General features: G+C 35.3%; 13 protein-coding genes and 2 riboswitches. Of the genes, 2 read left to right on the forward strand and 11 right to left on the reverse strand.

All coding sequences use genetic code 11. From position 1 onward, the window contains the following. Nucleotides 1-291: 291 nt before the first annotated feature. Nucleotides 292-368, forward strand: a riboswitch (glycine riboswitch). A gap of 161 nt (nucleotides 369-529) precedes the next feature. Beyond that, nucleotides 530-1,867 carry an amino acid permease gene (locus ACIQXF_RS06435; RefSeq protein ID WP_402780335.1) on the forward strand — a complete coding sequence of 446 codons (1,338 nt, stop codon included), beginning with the start codon at nucleotides 530-532 and terminating at the stop codon, nucleotides 1,865-1,867. Between the two features lie 62 nt (nucleotides 1,868-1,929). Here the strand turns inward: ACIQXF_RS06435 and ACIQXF_RS06440 are convergent, their stop codons facing one another. From ACIQXF_RS06440 to comX, 6 genes are all read right to left on the reverse strand, one after another. Next, on the reverse strand, nucleotides 1,930-2,907 hold the full coding sequence (locus tag ACIQXF_RS06440) for a glutaminase (RefSeq protein ID WP_402780338.1): 978 nt from the start codon (nucleotides 2,905-2,907) through the stop codon (nucleotides 1,930-1,932). Between the two features lie 454 nt (nucleotides 2,908-3,361). Beyond that, a complete protein-coding gene (locus ACIQXF_RS06445) occupies nucleotides 3,362-6,220 on the reverse strand; it encodes a hypothetical protein (RefSeq protein WP_402780340.1) in 2,859 nt (952 codons plus the stop codon). A 190-nt stretch (nucleotides 6,221-6,410) separates the two neighbouring features. After that, complete coding sequence (locus ACIQXF_RS06450; RefSeq protein ID WP_402780342.1) at nucleotides 6,411-7,715, reverse strand: serine hydrolase domain-containing protein; 1,305 nt, start codon at nucleotides 7,713-7,715, stop codon at nucleotides 6,411-6,413. Between the two features lie 29 nt (nucleotides 7,716-7,744). Then, entirely contained in the window at nucleotides 7,745-8,446 is a 702-nt protein-coding gene (locus tag ACIQXF_RS06455; RefSeq protein WP_402780344.1) for an endonuclease V, read from the reverse strand. Nucleotides 8,447-8,589: 143 nt separating this feature from the next. Further along, nucleotides 8,590-10,929: an ATP-binding protein gene (locus tag ACIQXF_RS06460; RefSeq protein ID WP_402780346.1), complete on the reverse strand. Its 2,340-nt coding sequence runs from the start codon at nucleotides 10,927-10,929 to the stop codon at nucleotides 8,590-8,592. Beyond that, nucleotides 10,920-11,078 carry a competence pheromone ComX gene (comX, locus tag ACIQXF_RS06465; protein WP_402780348.1) on the reverse strand — a complete coding sequence of 53 codons (159 nt, stop codon included), beginning with the start codon at nucleotides 11,076-11,078 and terminating at the stop codon, nucleotides 10,920-10,922. Before comX ends, ACIQXF_RS06460 begins: the two co-directional genes overlap by 10 nt. Nucleotides 11,079-11,590: 512 nt before the next feature. Here comX and ACIQXF_RS06470 point away from each other — a divergent pair. Then, nucleotides 11,591-12,229 carry a hypothetical protein gene (locus ACIQXF_RS06470; RefSeq protein WP_402780350.1) on the forward strand — a complete coding sequence of 213 codons (639 nt, stop codon included), beginning with the start codon at nucleotides 11,591-11,593 and terminating at the stop codon, nucleotides 12,227-12,229. A gap of 75 nt (nucleotides 12,230-12,304) precedes the next feature. Here ACIQXF_RS06470 and ACIQXF_RS06475 read toward each other — a convergent pair whose 3' ends face one another. The 5 genes from ACIQXF_RS06475 to ACIQXF_RS06495 all read right to left on the reverse strand — a co-directional run bounded on the left by ACIQXF_RS06475 (nucleotide 12,305) and on the right by ACIQXF_RS06495 (nucleotide 20,933). Further along, nucleotides 12,305-15,496, reverse strand: a complete 3,192-nt coding sequence (locus ACIQXF_RS06475) for a hypothetical protein (protein ID WP_402780352.1) — start codon at nucleotides 15,494-15,496, stop codon at nucleotides 12,305-12,307. 449 nt (nucleotides 15,497-15,945) lie between these two features. Continuing rightward, on the reverse strand, nucleotides 15,946-17,409 hold the full coding sequence (gcvPB, locus tag ACIQXF_RS06480) for an aminomethyl-transferring glycine dehydrogenase subunit GcvPB (protein ID WP_402780354.1): 1,464 nt from the start codon (nucleotides 17,407-17,409) through the stop codon (nucleotides 15,946-15,948). After that, nucleotides 17,402-18,748: an aminomethyl-transferring glycine dehydrogenase subunit GcvPA gene (gene gcvPA / locus ACIQXF_RS06485; protein WP_402780356.1), complete on the reverse strand. Its 1,347-nt coding sequence runs from the start codon at nucleotides 18,746-18,748 to the stop codon at nucleotides 17,402-17,404. The genes gcvPB and gcvPA overlap by 8 nt, the downstream gene beginning before the upstream one ends. Nucleotides 18,749-18,773: 25 nt before the next feature. Then, nucleotides 18,774-19,877 (reverse strand): glycine cleavage system aminomethyltransferase GcvT, encoded by a 1,104-nt coding sequence (gene gcvT / locus ACIQXF_RS06490; protein WP_402780358.1) that lies wholly within the window; start codon nucleotides 19,875-19,877, stop codon nucleotides 18,774-18,776. A gap of 303 nt (nucleotides 19,878-20,180) precedes the next feature. After that, a riboswitch (glycine riboswitch) is annotated at nucleotides 20,181-20,273 on the reverse strand. 144 nt (nucleotides 20,274-20,417) lie between these two features. Continuing rightward, the gene (locus ACIQXF_RS06495; RefSeq protein ID WP_402780360.1) at nucleotides 20,418-20,933 is read right to left on the reverse strand and encodes a shikimate kinase; all 516 of its coding nucleotides are present in this window, start codon (nucleotides 20,931-20,933) and stop codon (nucleotides 20,418-20,420) included. Nucleotides 20,934-20,944: the final 11 nt, after the last annotated feature.

Here is a 20,944-nt window from a genome sequence, read left to right on the forward strand (position 1 = left end):
GTGCTTCGGACAGAAAAAAGTAAAGCAAGATGAAGAAAATATAGAGCTCGTTTTCACTAAAGATTCCCCGTGGTAGATGAGCATTTCTTAATCGCTAATTATCGTATGTACAAATTTACTAATTTTCGTAAATTATTTACCTGTAAGGACTCTAATCTTCTATTTTTCTGAAAATAGCTAAAATTTATCCTTGAATAATACTGTGAGCACTGTTAGGATGTATAATATCTTAAAATAATGTCATTACGACAACACAATATAAGCTATGAATGCTATGGATCACACTATAGCAGGAGCAGTTCTGGAGAGAGCGCAATTTGCGTCGCCGAAGGGTTCACTATCTCAGGCAAAAGGACAGAGGAGTAATATCAACTTTCATCATGAAAGCTATACCACACGAATGTTTACCTTTTTTATATCAACATCCGCAATGGGTATTTGTTATTCTGACGTTTACGAGACTAGTGTCACTACTAGTCTCTTTTTTATTTTCCAGTCATATTTTTATGCATCTTTGAGGGGGATTAACGTGGAACAACAATTAAAACGTGATTTAAAAAATCGCCATGTGCAGCTTATTGCCATTGGTGGAACGATAGGTACTGGATTATTTTTAGGATCAGGTAAAGCGATTGCTTTAGCGGGACCTTCCATTATCTTTGCCTATTTAATTGTCGGAACTGCCCTATTTTTTGTCATGCGTGCATTAGGTGAACTATTATTATCGAATGCAGGCTATACATCATTTACTGATTTTGCATCCGAATACATAGGACCTTGGGCAGGTTACGTCACTGGCTGGACTTATTGGTTCTGCTGGATTATGACCGCTATGGCTGACATTATCGCTGTCGGCGTTTATACAAAATATTGGTTTGATATACCACAATGGGTTCCAGCAATTGGCTGTTTAGTCCTGTTATTAATTTTGAATTTATTAACGGTAAAATTATTTGGTGAGCTAGAATTTTGGTTTGCCCTTATTAAGGTCATCACGATTGTTGCGCTGATTATTATTGGGTTAATCATGTTATTTACAGGCTTTGAAACAAGCTCTGGTACAGTTTCAGTTGAAAATCTTTGGGCACATGGCGGGATTTTCCCGAATGGACTATACGGCTTCCTAATGGCCTTCCAAATGGTTGTTTTTGCCTTTGTTGGTGTTGAATTAGTCGGTGTTTCTGCTGCAGAAACGGCCAATCCTAAAAAAAATATACCTTCTGCAATCAATAAAATTCCATTACGCATTTTATTATTCTATGTCGGGGCATTATTCGTCATTTTATGCATTAATCCTTGGTATGAAATGTCCGCAGCAAAGAGTCCATTTGTACAGGTCTTCACATTAGCCGGCATTCCGATCGCAGCAGGTATTATTAATTTTGTCGTTCTAACATCTGCCGCTTCAGCTGGTAATAGTGGATTATTTTCTACAAGCCGTATGCTTTATACTCTTGGGAACAATAAGCAAGCCTCAGCATCGTTTGCAAAGCTTAATAGAAACAGTGTACCAAGTAACGCACTCATTGTTTCTGCAATTGTTGTATCAGTAGGAGCATTATTAAGTAAATTGATGCCTGAAAATGCCTTTAGTGTGGTGACAACTATTAGTGCAATTTGCTTTATTTGGGTGTGGAGCATTATTTTAATCTCTCATATCATTTATAAACGAAAAAATCGTGCACTACATGAAGCATCGATTTTCAAAGCACCTTTTACGCCGTTCGTAAATTATTTAGTACTTGCCTTCTTTGCATTTTTATTAGTCGTTATGTTCATTTCAGAGGCAACACGTACAGCATTACTTTTAACACCTATTTGGTTTATCATGTTAGGGGTAATTTATAAGACGAAAAGAAAGAAATAAAAGACGAAAGATGACTTCGGCGATATGCTGAAGTCATCTCTTTTTTGGGTAATGATTTTGCGTTAAAAAATATTCATATTCCACTCAGTGGCAACATGCTTTAGTAATTTTACTCCTGCTACACTATTCCCGATTGCATCAATAGCCGGCCCGTAAATGCCAATGCCACAGCCAGCAGGAAAAGGTGAATCTATGCTTGCGTGGCTTGGTACAGCGGCAACAATTACACCAGAGACTCCGCTTTTTGCAGGTAATCCAATAAATGCGGCAAATTTACCGGACGCATTGTACATACCACAAGTAACCATTAAGGCTTTTGCTAATTTTGCTACTTGCTTCGGGAAGAGCTGTGTTTTTAATAGAGGATGGTAGCCATCATTAGCGATGACTAATCCAACCATCGCTAAATCCGAAACATTTACTTCAATCGCGCATTGTTTCAAATAAACCTCCAAGGCCTCCTCCACAGGGCAATCTAAAAAACCAGAATCCATTAAATAGTATGCTAATGATCGATTTCGATAAGCTGTTTGCCATTCAGATTGAAAAACCTCTTCATTGATCTTTACCTTCTTGCCAACGATTTTCTCTAAAAAATAGAGGATTTTTGAAATTTTCTCCTGCGGCGAATTTCCGGCAAGCATGGAGGATACTGTGATCGCTCCAGCATTAATCATTGGATTAAAAGGTTTTCCAGGCTGATGGCTTTCGAGACGAATGATTGAATTGAAGGTATCGCCTGTAGGTTCAACATCTACTCGTTCTAAAACGTAGGGTAACCCCCGATCCATACACGCTAAAATAAATGTAACAACTTTTGACACACTTTGGAGAGTAAATAATTCAGCTGTATCCCCTGCTTTAATTTCGGCACTATTTGGTCCGATAATCGAAATGGCTAATTGATGTGGATCTTTTTGGGCTAACGCTGGAATGTAGTTCGCACATTTTCCTTCTTTCGCAAAGGGGCGAAACTGCTTTACCCATTCGGCTACAAGATGATTATGGGAATCAAGATGATTTGTATGATCTGACAGCATTTGATATTATCCTCTCTTTCAATAATGCATTGGTGATTTGAGCGACCTGATACCACCAATTGCCTTACATTCTGTTGTATTTTCTTATCATAGGGAAAAATAGAGTCTTCATAGTTTACCCATGAAGACTCTTTCCTATATTTACGATAATATACTAATTTCTAAATGCTTTGGAGGAAAAAAATATGCACCAGTTTATCCTGTGAAACGCTTGTCTAACTAGCCATTTTGTCTAGACTAATGAAAGCGATAAATTTAGAACTCTAACAGATTTATTGCTACAGAAAAGAGGCTGGGACAAAAAGAAAAAATGTTAGACCAAGATACAATCAGTCTAACATTTTTTTGATTTACGAAGGGGTATTTAACTCAGATAGGCGGAAAAGTTATTATCTATTTTCGCTATTTTTCAAAATAATCGGGTTCTGTCCCAGACTCTTTATTGAGTTTAAAATTATAGATCACCTGTATACATATTTTTATAAAGAATTTCTAATTTCTTTGAGAGTTTGCCATATGCAGTTTGCCAAGCTTTACGAGCAGCTTCATCACCATCTGTCGAAGGTACATATAAAGCATGAACCTCGGCTACTTTTTTCAAGTCACTCTCAGCCTGTGTCAGCTTAGAGTAATTCTTTACGACCTTCTTTTCAGAAGCGCTAAGACCGTCATATGCTGTACGAATTTCTTTTACCTTTGTCTCTAATCCATCAATGTATTCACCATTTTCAAGCAGTAAATTGATAGATTCAATTAATTGTAAAGCAGTTTCATTTGATTGTTGTTGACCTTTATCCTTTTCAATAATGGATTGTCGTATATCCGCACTAATTAAGCTCGTTTGTTTTGAGCTCAGATTTCCAAAAGCTTTAATCACAGTTGACGGATTACTTATAAATGATTTTTCATACGTCTTCATAAATGATTCAACTTTCTTCACATCTGAAACGGCCGTCGTTAAAATGGAAGCATTTGTGATGCGTTTTTTATCACTAGAGCTTAGCTTATTATAATGCGATGAAAGCTCCATAATATCTTCCTTTGAAACTGTGTATCCATCAGTAGCGACGATAGCCGCAATTTTATTATTTAATGTCGTGATATCTGGTGCATTTCCATCTACTATACGATTGTTAAGTAGATCTTCATATTGCTGTTTCGCTAAATACTGTTGATTTGAAGGTAGTTTAGCATAAGCAGTTTGAACCGTTTGAATTTTTTTTGTTTGTTTTGCAACATCTGTTTCTTCTCGTGCAGCTTGTACTTTTTTATGGAATGACTTTACACCCGAAAGGTCTTTACTAGCGGCTGTTAATAAATAATAGTTTGTTACATACTTTCGTGCAGAGGAAGATAGGCTTTTATATGTTGTTGTTGCTGAATTCACAGCTGTTTCGAATTGTGTAAATGAATAATTTGTTACATCAGCTAACTTTGCAACGTTAGCCTTTAAAGTTTCTGCAGCAGCTTTATCAGTAGGAACTTTACCATTTCCGTCAACTGTAACATTCGGAGGGTTCAATAAAAACTCGTCTGCATTATAGACAAGCGATTGCTGCAAGCTAGTTAGCTTATTATATGCTTTTAATGTACTAGTATAGCTTGAATTAAGCTTACTTTGAGTTACACCGGTTACCTCGGATAACTTTTTATAGGCATCCATATCCTTAATCACTTTTTCAGCTGTTTTTAAATTCTTTTGCAAAGTTACAATGCTATCATATCCGACAATTTTAGCCGATGAAGTTTTCGTTAAGCCTTTATATTCATTAATGATACGGTTTACATTGTTGACATGACTTTGCCAAGAATGTTCTGACGGATCTATTGGGTAATCGTTCTCAGCATCTCCAACATAGCTAGCTATCTCCAAATTCAATCTGTCTATTTGACTGTCTTCTGCATTTTCTGCATTAAGTAATGTATCAACATATTTTGCTGGCACAAGTTGCAATTGCTTATAAGTTAGCTTTTCATAAGCCGTACGTATGGATTTTGCTGTAGTCACCTGCTTGCTTGGTGAATTATTAGGTGACAACTTATCGAAAAGTTTAATAAATTGTTCAATCTTTTTAATATCAGACTTTGCATCACTTAAAATTGCTTGATTTTGAACAGTTGAGCGGTAATTTTGAGATAATTTTGCTATATCCTTATCAATTGCTTCAACTGCCGTTTGTAGCGATTCTATGCTAGTAGGTACATACTTAACAAGGGAATTCTCATATGCTAATAATGCAACAATTTCTTGATTTAATCTTCTAACTTCTTTTAATTCATTGATATCTGAAGGATCTTTCAAAATGCTCTTAATATTATTATATAAAGCTTCATCTATATCTAAGCTACGTTGTAATAGATCCAACTTATCATAGGCCTCATCAATTTCTTTTAGATATTTTGACAAGTCTTGTTCCTTAACCTCATTAACCTTATCCACTTTCTCATTTAACTTGCTTATTATATCTACATCTGCAAGTGCGCTCTTCAGTACATCGTAATTTGTCACATTTACCTTCGCTGGCGCTGTTAATGCCTGATATTTAGCGTCTAACGCCGTTACTTGTGCTTTAAATAACTCTAGACTTGAGATATTGTATTGATGGTCGTTTTTAAGCAATGCTTTAATTTCATCAATCATTGTATTTGTTGGTTCATTTGATACTGTGACAACATCAGAAAAATCTGATTCTACAATAGCTGTACCAACTTTTGCTCTCACCTTAACCATAATATCTATCATGTTTTTTTCTAAAGCATCTTTAGGGATTGTATATGAACCACTAGTTGCACCATCAATGATTGTGAAGTTCTCACCTTGTTTATAAAACCATTGATAGCTATATGTAATTTGACCACTTTGTAATTTTGCTCCTAAATTATCAGTAACATCGGCAGTGACTTTTACTGTTTCCCCTGGCACGATATAATTAGAAGTAACGCCAAATTTCGGCTTTGCAATCACAAGTTGAAGCGGATTAATTGTTTGCGGTGCGCTCTTATACTTATTATTTTCCGTTGTTGTCGCTTCTACAAAAACTGCTCTCCCTGCGGCTTCTACTGGCACAGTGAAGGATGCAGATGTTGCACCAGAGATCGCTTTATTTGTTGAACCATTCTCGTCGTCAACATAATACCATTGATAACTCTTAACAATTGAATTAGCTGGTAAATTCTCAATGGAAGCCTTTAACACTCCATTTACCATATTTTGTCCTGTCACTGTCACTGCTGCTTCCTCTGCTCCTGCAACTGTTGGGACAATAAGGGCCGCTGGAATAGCAGCTACTGTAAGGAATAATTTTTTATTCAATTTTTTGTACCTCCTCTTTCCATCTCCTAGTTTATATCGGTCATATTTTTATATTTTCCTTTGTTTTAAGGAATATTTCTAAAAAGTGCATATTCTCCCTATTGCAAAATATAAAATAGTAACATATTGATGTTATTTTATTATTTATGCTAATTAACTTTGGTTTATCTATAAATTTTATATGACTCACCTAAACTTCTAGCTTATGCAGCATATGTTTCTTTTCAAAACAATCTACATATTGCACGTTCTCTATTTGGCCTGATAATGAATAATAGAATATTAACTGTTCATAAATCATCTCAGTTAAAAATACAGTTTTGCAGGAGTCATGGCTGACGGGTACAAGTTTGAATTTATATACTGCCCCATACATCTTAGGGACTGTTAGATAAAGTTCTTCATTTTTAATAGAAAGGGTAAGTACTTTGTCTTCTTTTTCTATTACATATTTCCCCACAATGGATTCTTTCTTTGTGAATGATATCGGAACTGTAGGTGCTGGTAAAGATACATTTTTATCAAAAACGATTTTTGCTATTTCTCTACTTAAATGCATGACAGGTGTAACATTCATATTGCTTAAAAAGATTATCGTAACATGGTTATCGACAAATCTAAGAAAATCACTTGAAAAACCGCTAATATCTCCAAAATGATGCACACATTTTTTCCCCACTACTTCAGAGACCACCCAGCCACAAGCATATGATCCAAGATTTGGAGTAAACATTTTCTCTATCAATTCCTTGTTAATAATTGTGGAAGATTTTAGTTCCTTATCCCAAATAAATAGGTCCTCTGTTGTAGAATATAAACCGTAGGAACCTAATGGAAATGACATATCCGCATAAGCTGAATGAATTGGTTCTTCCCAAAATGAATAACCGGATGCTAAACCAGGAACAATCTTTAGCCCATCATCACAGCCAGTATGATACATACCTAATGGATGGCATATATGTTGCTGTATGTAATCTGCATAAGACATATCAGAAACTTTTTCAATAATTACCGTTAACAACGCATATCCCGAGTTCGAATAACCAAATTTACTACCAGGCTCAAACTCTAATTCCTGATCTTTAAAGGAATCAATCAGCTGATCTAAAGTTGATGACAGTCTCATTTTCTGAGTCCAAAAATCAGGAGAATTTGTATAATTAGGTATTCCTGAACTATTGGTTAAACAATGATAAATCGTAATTTGATGACCATTCGGATAACCAGGAAGATATTTTTCTACTGCATCGTTTATATTCAATTTTTTCTTCTCATGTAATTGAAAGATAGCCATAGCTGTAAATGCTTTCGTAAGTGACCCTATACGGAATTTAGTTGTTGGCACATTTGAAACGCTATGCTCCCAATTCGCCATACCAAATCCTTTGTTTAAAAGAATATTTCCATTAGATGCAATTAATAAAGTTCCATTCAAATAACCATTTCGATTATAAGAATCTACCCAATTATTTAGTCGTTCCTCTAACATCATATACGTATTTCCTCTCTTATTACTTGTAATCATATTCCACGTTGATGCAATTTTCGTGCCTGACGAGTGGCTAAATCTGCATATCTTGTAGTGATAGGTAAACGACTTTGATTTTCAATAAAATGCATTGTTATGTTAATAGCCGTGTCTAAATCAATCCAATTTCCACATGACACAAATATAGGCTTAACATCCTTTCTACTTCTTAGCGCACGACCATATATTTCTCCGTCAATTACAATATCAGTAAACGCCCCTGCTATATTTTCTGGCATGATGAAATCTATATTATCAATTTTGTAATACGTCTTCGCTACTCCAATGGTCGGTTTATCTAAGTAGAAAGAAGCATGTGTAGCAATCCCCATATGGCGCTTATGTAAATAACCATTTCCATCGAACATGTAAAGGTTTGGATTGGTTTTTAATTTTTTAACAGCTTCTAATATTAGAGGCAATTCTCGAAAAGCTAAAAACCCTGATATATAAGGAATTGTAATTTCATTCATGTAATCAACTTGTTCCACTAATTTTTTTGAACTAAAATCAAAAACTTGTATACAACAAGCTCCATATTCCTTATTATTTTTACTCCAGTAGGCAATATCTACGCCTGCTACTAGATTGATTTGATTCTTTAAGAAATTATTTTGTAGAGAAATACGCTCTCTTAAATCATTTTGTTGTGACGTGAAATTTAGAATCATTTCATCTATTCCCAAGACTAGCATCTCCTCTCCCCTAAATTATAATACTTGTCAATTCCAAAGCAAAAACCCCCCAATCCTTACATGTATTGTGAATTCTGCACAATACAAAAAGATTAGGAGGTGTAAAAATGGTACATATTTTTCTTGCTATTCATATGTTATCCTCAATTATGGGCTAGCCTTTTATTATAAGCATCATAGCCATAAGTATTGGTCGTATTCCCTTCACTCACCGTAATCCGAATGGACATGCCTTCTCCTACATTCGTGTTGATAGAGAACTGACCATTAAAAGCCTGTACCCGTTCCTGCATACCCCTTATCCCCATTGAATCAGCTAGGATAATATCATCCATTTTGCATCCTACACCATCATCAGAATAAACAATTTCAAATCCATCTTCGTTTTCTAATAGGTGAATTTCAACAGTATTAGCATAGGAATGCTTCAAGGCATTATTCAATAACTCTTGGAAAAGTCGATAAATCATCAGATTTAAACGCTCATCTTCTAAGTAAAGACGGTCAATGGTGTAAACTAAAACAAAATCAGCACGCTTATGAATTTTTTGAATTAGTTTCTCAAGCGCAGCATTTAATCCTAATGTATCTAATAAGGGTGGCTTTAAATTTTCACAATAACCTCTTAAATCATTCAACGATGCAATCATGTGGTCATGAACTTTAGACAGTTTCAGTTGACTATCCGCAGAATTTTTCGCATGAATACAAACATTCATTTCGCGAGCAATATGAAGCTGCTCTTGTAAAACCGTATCATGTAGCTCCTGCGCTAATCGGTATTTTTCTTCCTCAAATCGTAACCAAAGTAATTTATTGAGCCACGGCAACTGACTTTTATCAGCCTCTTTCATATGCTTCAACTGTTCTAAAAGCTCTTCAACCATTTTAGTATTTTCGATAAAATTATTTAAATATAAAAGTAATAATTCAAGCCATAATAATTCCTCTTCTTTTAAATAAATAGATTTACCATGATCTACGACGAGTATTCTTTTAAAGTTAACATCCTGATGGATAAAGGCGATATAAAAGTGATCTGTTTTCTTGATATCTCCCAAGCCTAATTTCTCAAGTAAAACTTCGTCAATTTGACTTTGCGTATATTCTTTGGATTGACTCGTTGAAGTCACTTGATGCTGTTGTAAATCATAGGTTAATACGTAAACATTTTTAATCTCCAGATGTACAGCGACTTCATGAACAAACTTCTCTAGTAAGTCTTCAATTTTTACGACCCTTCCAATACTATCAACTGTCGTATACAATCGATGGATATAATCCCCTTTTGTTGAAAAAAGAATTTTTCGCTTACGATAATCTATCTTTTCTTTAATGTAGAAAAGCGCTATTAATGACAAGAAAGAAAAAAAGAATATTTCCGTCATTCTTGATATAGATAAATCAGTAATCCAATAAAGACCAATCATAAGCCAAATTGTAAAGGCAAAGGAAAAATTAAAATAATGACGTAAGCGTGTAATAAAGTATTCCATATCAAATATACGTTCAGTGAGTTGAGTAAAGATAAAGCTGAAAGGTATAAGCATTAAAAATAAGGAGCATATTTCAGCAGAAAGTAGATCTTTTTGAAATGAAATTTTAGGTAATGCATACAAAAAAAGAAAAGGTAAAAATGGAATAAGAATGCTAATTAACAATATTTTTAATTGCGGCGTCCTATATTTAAGGTATCCCACTATCATAATACTTAGAATAATTGTTAATAGGAGGAAAAATACCCCTAGTATTATGAATGAATGTTGAAAATGAGTAGAAGGGTACTTAATGCTGAAAATACTGAGAAGGATTGCAGATGTCGGAATAATATAAAGAACTTTTATATTATAAAAAAACAACCATTCTATCTTTAAAAATTTAAAGTATTCTTTTAAAAAATGTATTAACAGTATTAAGCAAAGTAGCATACTACTACGATTTACTATAATTCCAACAGCATTTAATCTACTAGATGCTCCACTACTTACGTAAGCTAATGAAACAGTTAATATAAATAGGATTAGTAAATTAATTAGTTTTGTATTTTTTTGTTTGTAATTTAAATAAATTGTTATAAACAGAGTAAGCACATAATAGCAAGCCGGAACTATTAAAAGATAATAAAATTGTTGAGGAATGTCTAAATGTTTTATTTGAATTTCTAAAACCTGTCCATTTGGCTTCATTATTTTCAATTCATTTGCTGTTCTAATTACTGAATAATATTTTATATATTTTATATTATTAAATTGGTTTGTCTGAATGCCATCAATTTCTAAAACTATATCTCCAGAAGCTAAATTATTATTATTTGCCCATTTTTTAAAATATGGCTCAACAACTAACCATCGTCCATCCTTTTCCTCGATCTGGATATTTAAAGCAGGCGAGCTATAAGTAATATTGAGCAGATATATTCCAGTTATTAAATAGGAACTTATAGCTAGCCACAACCATGTTTTTTTAAATAAATTTAGAACCAAATTAAACTTTCTGAACTGAACTTTTCATCAAATGAATCCAAAATTGCCTTCTGTTCAAGTTCTGTAACACCAACAAGAGAAGCCTTTTTTTCTTTTAACAATGGTACTAACGACGGATTTTTCTCCAAATATTGAATCATGTTAATCATAAAATCTCCTCATTTCATTAGTTTTTTATTACACCCTTATTACATAGTTACATCTATATAGGAATATTTGTTTGCAGAGTTATCACTTAAGTAATCCTAAATATCAATTCTTTTCCAAGGAATTAATAACCATATATGTAACTACAATTTCATTATACTACCATTTGACATTTAATCAACAACATTTTCTATAAATTGCTAAAAAATAATAGATTAAGAGCCAAATCTGCTTACTCTATCACTATTTTATACATTTTTATAATTTTCAGAAAAGTATTTATCATTAATACTGCCAGAAAAAAGAGAATGGCCGCCACTTTTTGGCGGTATTTAGCAGAACACCGCCAAAAAAGTGGCGGAAACCCACCATTGAAATGGCGGTATTTGTCATGTTAGGGTTGAATTAACTCGAGGATCTATGAATTTGCTATAGCATATTCATCTTACATTATCCTTGTAGAAAAAAATCAACTCTTACCGATAGAAACAGTAAAACTGAGGAGGAATGATCAGTGAGGATTACATTCGCCCCATATACGAATTTAGGAGCCATTTCATCAATAGAAAGAAATCAAAAGGTTGCCTCATTTGAAATCGAGAATCAAGAAGTAGATTTCAAGCAGGCTGAGATAGAATTATCAAGAAAAAAGCATGCTGAATTCGTTCAATCTAGTAGTGCTATTTTCCAAGGTGCGACACCAACTCAATTAGTCAATACACAGGCAAATTCTATGACTATTTCAAATGGTGTTTACTATCACATAGGTATAATTAACGGCAAACCACTTAACGGTACACCTCTCACAGGTGGAGGCTTTAATTCCAATTTTAGTCCCAAACTATATGTTTCTCCTGATACCCCTGCTGGCACTCCATTAACGCCTGAACAGATGGAATCACTTCGTATCCATAAATCTCATTCACAGCAGGAGCGGCAAGAAGCGAATCTACTAGTCGGTGTTTTTATGAGTCTAGTTCGTTTAGCAGAAGGTAGAGGCTCTGCGGAAAATGTTAATACACCTGTGTTTGCTCAATACTTCCCCAAGTTTGCGGAAGGTGTTGGTTTAGATTTAAGCAAACCATTCTCCATTAACGGTAAATCCTTTGTGTATTCCAATGGCGAATTGCGAGCTCTAGCTATTGAAGAATGATAATCCGAAGGGCTTTAATAAGGTTTTTTCAAAATAAAACGGTAGATAAGCAATTACCCTATCTACCGTTTATGATTATTCAGTTCTTGTTGGATACTTATCTAAGTACAGATCCTCTAACTGATTAGAGAGTTTGTTAAAGGCCGATTGCCAAGCTTTTCTTGCTACTCCTTTGTCATTCTCCGTAGCGGTTGTGATAGCTTCCTCTAATGCACGAACTTCAGCTACCTTTGCTAAATCACTTTCAGCTTTTGTTAGCTTTGAATAGTTTTTCACTAAGCTTTGTTGTGCTGTCGACAGTTCACTATACATTCTTCGTAAATCATTGACATCTTTTTCTAGTCCACTTACATATTTCCCTGAAACAACTAAACCATTAATTCTATCAACTAAATCTAAGGCTAGATCATTTGACTCTCGCTGTTCTTTTTCTATTTTAATTATTTCATTCTGTATTTCACTTGGTACGAGGTTAGCTTGCTGCGCTGTTAGAGCATTAAATGCTTTAATTACACTTTGGATATTTTTCGCCGGATTTTCTAGCATTTTATTATATTGAGAAATAAATGAATCTACCTTTTTGACATCCGCTATTGCTTGTTTTAGAATCGAATAATTTATTATTTTCTTCTGTTCAGCAGTGGAGAGTTTTTTATACATGCCTTCTAATTCTTTTATCTCATCAATACTTACGTTGCCGTCTACAAGATTTGCAATTCGTTCATCTAGACCAGCCAAATTCGTATAAATGGTTTCATCTGTTAAAGAATCTACTAATTTTTTAAATGTTTCATCCATATCTGCAAGTATTTGCTGATTAGCAGATAGATTTAAATAGGATTTTTGTATACTTTGGATTTTTGTGTAGCGTTTTTTTACATCACCTTCCAAATCAGCAGCGTCTACTTTCTTAAGAAACGATTGGACTGTTTTGACATCTTTTTCTACAGCTTTTAATGCGTCATAGTTTGTAACATATTTACGTGCAGCTGATGATAATGTATTTTTATACTCACTGGATAATTTCTCTATTTCTTTCGCATAGGAAACAAAATCATTTGATGGTACAAGTACTTGTTCAATTTTAAAAACAAAAGCAGTTCCTAACTCTTTTGCTTTCTCCTCTGCTTCAGACAATGGTTTATCATTCGGCTTTTGCTCAGAATCTAATGGTGGTGTTAATTTATCACTATTATTTACTAATGATTTTTGCAGCGTCGTTAATTTATTGAATGCATTCATTGTACTTTTATATGTTGAATTAACTTTTGAATATTTTGTACCTTCAGTATCGAACATTAACTTATATTTTTCAATTTGTGCCACAACCTTCTCGGCAGTTTTAATATCTTTTTGCAATTTCACAAGCTCTGTATAGCCTGTTATTTTTTTGGCATTATCTTTTGTAAGCGTCTTGTAAGTCGCAATGGATTTATTTATTTCCTTCGTATCATCTGTAGATAGAATCCCATTATATGAAAGTATCGGTTCTAATGTAATATATTTATCAATTACATCTTGAACAGAGCTAACTTCTTCTACTTCTGACGACTCTGCTTTCATAAGATTACTATCCATATCAAAAAGAGTATCAGGTACTAAGCTTTGCTGTTTCACATTTAGCTTTTCATAGGCAGTGCGAATACTTTTTGCCGCAGCGACCTGTTTTTTTGCAGAGGCAGTGATATCTATTTTATTGGCTTTATCTAAGAAGGCTTGCACTTTTTTAATATCTGCTTTTGCTGTTTTTAAAATATCTTGATTTTGAACAATCGCTTTATATTCACTAGAGAGATTGGCTATACGATCTTCAATCTCTTTCATTTTTTTCTGCAACTCAGGAATTGGATCTTTGTATTTTACTAATGAAAATGATGGTCCAGTTAAATCATCCAACAACCCTAGAATTTCTTTGTTAATGTCCATTACTTCGGAGATTTCTGAGTGTTGCGTAGTTCCTAATCCAGCCTGAATATCAAGATAAATAGTATTATCTATACTACGTTGCAATAGATCTAACTTTGTATATTCTGCTTCTAACGCTTTAAACTTTTGTAGCTTAGCAGGATTGTCTAAGTTTTGTGCTTCAACTATTTTATCTTTTAATGTCTTCACTAATTGATAATCATCTACTGCACGCTTTAATATATCATAGTTAGTCACATTTGCTTTTGCTGCAGCTGTTAATGCCGTGTATTTATTCATTAAATTTTCCAATTCACTACCAAATTGTTGAATACCTGTAGACTTATAAATAATCGCCTTATCCGAACTCACTGCTAGTAAATCTTCAATAGATGTTATTAATCCATCTGCCGGATTATTCGCCACCTCGACCACTTCAGAGTAGCTAGGTGAATCAGCTACAGTTGTGCCAACCGTTACTATCACACGTACTACAATTTTATTTATTTTTTTATCTAACGCATCTACTGGAATTGTGTATGTTGCACCTGTCGCTCCTGTAATAAATGAATAGGAACCCTCCAACTCATACATCCATTGATAGGCATAAGAAATTTGATCTGCCTTTAAATCTCTCCCATTATCTTTAACAGTGGGATTCACAACAGTTAACGTGTCTCCAGGTACTACAAATTTCTCTGGTGTATACCCCTTTATTTTTAAAGGTGCTGGGGGATTTGGATCTAAATTCAGTTGAAGCTCATCAATTTTGATTGGGTTACTTGTATATGATTCCCCTACCTCTGATTTCGCCTCTACAACAAGAAATTTCCCGGCAGCTTCAGGCGGAACAGCTAGTTCAATATTTGTCGCGCCATTAATAGGTGTTTTCTTGCCATTTTCAAAGTAATACCATTGATAGCTCTTCATCACTACTGGATTACCCACAGTATTATTGATTTCTGCGTATACCTTACCATTTACAAATGTTTCTCCATTGGTTGGTAAGAGATTGTTAACTACAACTTTTCCACTTAAATACTCAGTTCCATCTTGGGTTGTTACTTTGACAATAATTGCTTTATTTGTAGCACCAGAAGGTATTGTTAGCTTACTAGCAGTTCCTCCTGGAATTTCTGTATGTATAACATCACCATTTGTATCTAGCCCTTCATAATACCATTGATAGTTAGCTATTATTTTATCTGCAGGAATCAATGAAGTATCCGCAGTTAATTCAGCTCCTTCAATATTATTTCCTGTAATCTTCACAATACTTGTTTCAGCAGCTTGTACTTCCATCGGCACAATAAGAGCCGCTGGGGCTAACGCCACTAGAAAAAGTTTAGCTTTATCCATCATTCTCGCTCCTCTTACTTATGTATGTATATCCATTATAGCAATATTTTTTGCATATTAGCAATAATTACCTAAGAAAGTCGTAGATAAATATACTATCGTAATGCTACTTTAGACCGACCATAAAAAATCTATAGTCAATCACTTCTTTCTATTTATTCAATTCCGATACAGCAAATAGCATGTAAGATAAGGTGTTTACTGTTTCAAAAATGACATTCAAAGCCATTATTATCTGTGCCCTCGTATTGGTAATCTCATCACCAAAAAGTGATAGATTTTTAATCAGGTATGTCATTTTTAATTTTCTCATGCCTTCCCAACTGTAAAGCCAATCATTATCTGAAATCCAGAAGTAATCATTGAGATCTAATTTAAAATATTCATAAATAAAGGATAAAAAAAGCGTCCAACAAGTGCAAATAAACTCATTGGACGCCTTATACAGTTAATTATGCTTTTTGATAACGTAACACTGGTGTACGAGCAGCACGTGTTTCGTCTAGACGAGATACGACTGTTGTGTGTGGTGCTTCTTGCACGATAGATGGGTTTTCTTCTGCTTCTTTAGCAATTTGAATCATTACATCGCAGAATGCATCTAATGTTTCTTTTGATTCGGTTTCTGTTGGCTCAATCATTAACGCTTCTTCCACATTTAACGGGAAGTAAGTTGTTGGTGGATGGTAGCCAAAGTCTAACAGACGTTTTGCAATATCTAATGTACGCACGCCAAGTTTCTTTTGACGACGACCTGATAATACAAATTCGTGCTTACAATGACGGTTATATGGTAGATCGTAGAATGGCTCTAAGCGACGCATCATGTAATTTGCGTTTAATACTGCGTATTCTGTTACAGCTTTTAAGCCATCTGGACCCATTGTACGAATATACGTATAAGCACGTACGTTGATACCAAAGTTACCATAGTAAGGTTTAACACGTCCGATAGATTGTGGACGGTCGTAATCGAAGTGATATGTGCCTTCTTCTGTTCTTACTAAGACTGGTTTTGGCAGGAATGGAATTAAATCTGCTTTTACTCCTACTGGACCCGAACCTGGGCCACCGCCACCGTGAGGACCTGTAAATGTTTTGTGTAGATTTAAATGTACGCAGTCAAAGCCCATATCACCAGGACGTGCTTTACTCATAACGGCATTCAAGTTTGCACCATCATAGTATACTTTACCGCCAACAGAGTGAATAAGCTCTGCCATTTCGATAATGTTTTCTTCAAATAGACCAAGTGTATTTGGATTTGTTAGCATTAATGCTGCTGTATCAGGACCAACTACTTTGCGTAAATCTTCAATATCCACTAAGCCGTTTTCATCGGATTGAACAGTGATAGTTTCAAAGCCTGCAACAGTTGCCGATGCTGGGTTTGTACCGTGAGCAGAGTCAGGAACAATCACTTTATTACGATGACCTTCACCATTAGCCTCATGGAAGGCACGAATCATCATTAATGCTGTCCATTCACCATGAGCACCAGCTGCTGGCTGTAATGTCACTTCATCCATACCTGTAATTTCAACTAATGATGTTTGTAAATCGTAAAGAAGCTCCATTGCACCTTGAGCTGTTGATTCATCTTGCAATGGGTGAACATTGGCAAAACCAGAAATTCGTGCAACAGCCTCGTTAATTTTAGGATTATATTTCATCGTACAAGAGCCAAGAGGGTAGAAGCCAGAATCTACACCGTGGTTTCGACGAGAAAGTGCTGTATAGTGACGCATAATATCAAGTTCAGATACTTCTGGTAATTCCGCTGCTTCCGCACGTACTAAATTTGCAGGAAGTAAATCTGCAAGATCCATCTCAGGTACGTCAAGTGCTTCTAAGTTGTAGCCTACGCGACCTTCTTTGGAAATTTCAAAAATGAGTGATTGATTTTCGTTATGCATTAAGAGCCCCCATTTCTGCAACTAGTGCATCAATTTCTTCCTTCGTGCGTAATTCTGTTACAGCGATTAGCACGTGATCTTTTAGAGAGTCATATGTTTGACCTAAAGGATAACCACCGATGATACCTTTTTCAATTAAGCCTTTATTAATTTCTTTCACACATTTATTTGTCTTCACAACGATTTCGTTAAAGTGTGCACCTTGGAATGCTACTGTGAAGCCTGCCGCTTCAAAGGCATTTTTAGCATAGCGAGTTTTCGCGATATTTTGCATAGCCATTTCACGAACGCCTTGCTTACCTAGAGCAGTCATTGCTACAGAAGCAGCAAGTGCAAGAAGCGCTTGGTTCGAACAAATATTAGACGTTGCCTTATCACGACGGATATGTTGTTCACGTGCTTGTAATGTTAAAACATAACCACGACGACCTTCGCCATCTACTGTTTCACCAACAAGACGACCAGGAACTTTACGCATTAGCTTCGTTGTTACTGCAAAGAAACCACAGTGTGGACCACCGAATGCTTCAGAAATACCAAAGACCTGTGCGTCCCCAACACAAATATCAGCCCCTAGCTTACCAGGTGGTGTTAAAATTCCTAGTGCAAGTGGGTTTGAAGATACAACAAATAAACTTTTTGCCTCATGTGCAATATCGCCAATTACTTGTAAGTCCTCTATTTGACCAAAGAAGTTTGGATATTGTGCAATAACAGCTGCCGTATTGTCATCAATCAACTCTTTTAATGCTTCTACATCAGTCACACCATCTTTATGTGGAACTGTAACAATTTCAATCGATTGACCGTATGCATATGTAGCAACGACATCACGATACTCAGGATGAACCGTTTCAGAGACTAAAATTTTCTTACGGCGTGTATGTCCAGCTGCAAGCATACCTGCCTCAGCTAATGCTGTTCCCCCATCATACATAGAAGAGTTTGCTAGATCCATACCTGTAAGCTCTGCAATCATCGTTTGGAATTCAAAAATTGCTTGCAATTCCCCTTGTGAAATTTCTGGTTGATATGGAGTATACGCTGTATAAAACTCTGAACGAGAAATCACATGGTCCACGATAATTGGTTTATAGTGGTTGTATACGCCTGCACCTAAAAACGATACGTTAGCATTTGTATCTTTATTTTTCCCAGCAAGTGCCGTTAATTCTTTTAATAAAGCGGATTCAGATTTTGCTTCTTTAATATCATATAGGCCTTTAAAACGTACTTTTTCTGGAATATCCTCAAATAACGCATCAACTGAGGATACACCAATTACGTCTAACATTTCTTGTTTATCTTGCTCCGTCATTGGTAAATAACGATGTTTCATAAATGTAGGTCCCTCTTTTCAAATATTATTTTGAACGCTTGTAAAACGGTGTTTCAACTGTGACTACTTTTAAATGCTTACCGCGAATTTCAATCTCTAATTCAGTTCCGATAGTTGTGAATTGACTGTCAATTAATGCGTTACCAACATTACGTTTAGAGGAAGGAAGTTGTGTGCCAGTTGTCACTTCACCAAGTTCTTTACCATCCTTAAACACTTTGTAGCCATGGCGAGGAATTCCTTTATCGATCATTTCAATGCCGATAATTTTACGTGGTAACCCATTTTCTTTTTGCGCTACTAGTGCATCATGACCAATAAAGTCTTCTTTATTTAATTTCACAGCAAAGCCAATGCCAGCCTCTAAAGGTGAAATTGTCGCTGATAGTTCTTGCCCATATAGTGGAAGACCTGCTTCAAAACGAAGTGTATCTCGGCAGCCTAAACCTGCTGGAACAACACCTTTGTCTTTTCCAGCGTCTAAGATTTTATCCCATAAAGCTTTAATATCTTCCGGAGACCCGTATAATTCAAAGCCATCTTCACCTGTGTAACCACTACGTGATACTAATGCTTTATGGCCCGCTACTTCAACATCTGCTTGGAAACGGAAGTATTTAATGGCACTTACATCAGTAGCTGTTAATGATTGAAGAACCTCTTCAGCTAATGGACCTTGAAGCGCAATTTGTGCATAAGCATCTGATTGATTATCGATTGTCACATCAAATTGATGTTGATTTTCCAGCATCCAATCATAATCTTTTTCAATATTTGATGCATTTACGCATAGTAAATAATGATTGTCTGCTAATTTATACGTTAATAAATCATCAACAACGCCACCATCTTCATAGCACATTGCATTATATTGTGCTTGCCCTACTGCGATTTTCGAAATATCGTTTGTTAAAAGATTTTGTAAAAAATCAAGTGCATCAGGGCCAGTTACTAAAATTTCACCCATATGCGATACATCAAATAAGCCTGCACGATTTCGTACTGCATCATGTTCTTCTTTAATAGAAGAGAACTGTACTGGTAATTCCCATCCACCGAAGTCAATCGTTTTACCACCATACTTTGCGTATTCGTCAAATAGAGGTGTACGTTTTAATTCATTCGTCATTCTTTTTGCCCCCTTATTGTTAGTTACATTTTTACTGGTAGTAGTTCGTCTGTTTTTTTCGTAACATCTGTTTATCCCTATTACAATCCAAATAGATTAAAGGTAATAGCAATGCCCGTTATAGGAAGCCACAAACTACCTTTAGGCAAAACATTTTGACATAAAAAAAGACAGACGAACCCCTTTTCGGGATTCTCTGTCCTTGCACCTGAAAGTTACACCAGACTGGCTCGCATACTTAAAATGCCAAACAGCCGGCTTTCCCCTTTGGTGGCTGTTATACTACAGCTCTCTCCAGAGTTGCGTCTTGTACGAGTCCTTTTACCTGAGAGATTCATAACCCTTTGCTACTTGCTCCTTCGGTGGCGTCTACACGCGCTCTCCCCGCACAATCATCCGCCCAAGATACATCTTGGTACTATTTAGTATTCAATGAACATTTAGTTACTTATTTGTCTATATCCTAACATTAAATGCATTGAAAAGGCAAACATTTTTTAAAATATAATAAAACACGAATATTAATTACACATCCATATATTATCGTTCGTATTTCAACCTTTTAACTTGGAATACTAAATACTCAAGAATTTGGCGGATTGTTCTCCCCTCCGTTAACACCTGAATATGTCCTGCCTCACGATAGAACTTTCTTCTGTAATGATACAGCTTTTCAAGCTCTTCCTTCGTAGAACTCTGTACAATCGGTCTGTTTACATCATGCTGTATTCGTTTGTAAATATCTTCGAATGTCGCATCTAAAAAAAACACGAGTCCGCTGCGTCTCATTATCTTCCGGTTTTCTGCATTGATAGCAACACCACCACCAGTAGAAATAATACAAGCTTCGTCTCGGAAATTTTTCAAAAATTCTGTTTCTATTTCTCGAAAACGTGCCTCTCCGTATTTTTCAAAAATCTGTGGAATTGTCATACCTTGCTGTCTAACAATTTCATGATCCATATCATAATATGGCATCTTTAACAAATAGCTTAAACGTCTTCCTAACGCACTTTTCCCGGAGCCCATAAAGCCAACTAAATATATTTTTCGCATTCGAATCACCT

Origin of the sequence: Lysinibacillus sp. NPDC097231 (assembly GCF_044761885.1) — a bacterium.
In the GTDB taxonomy this organism is placed as follows: Bacteria; Bacillota; Bacilli; order Bacillales_A; family Planococcaceae; genus Lysinibacillus.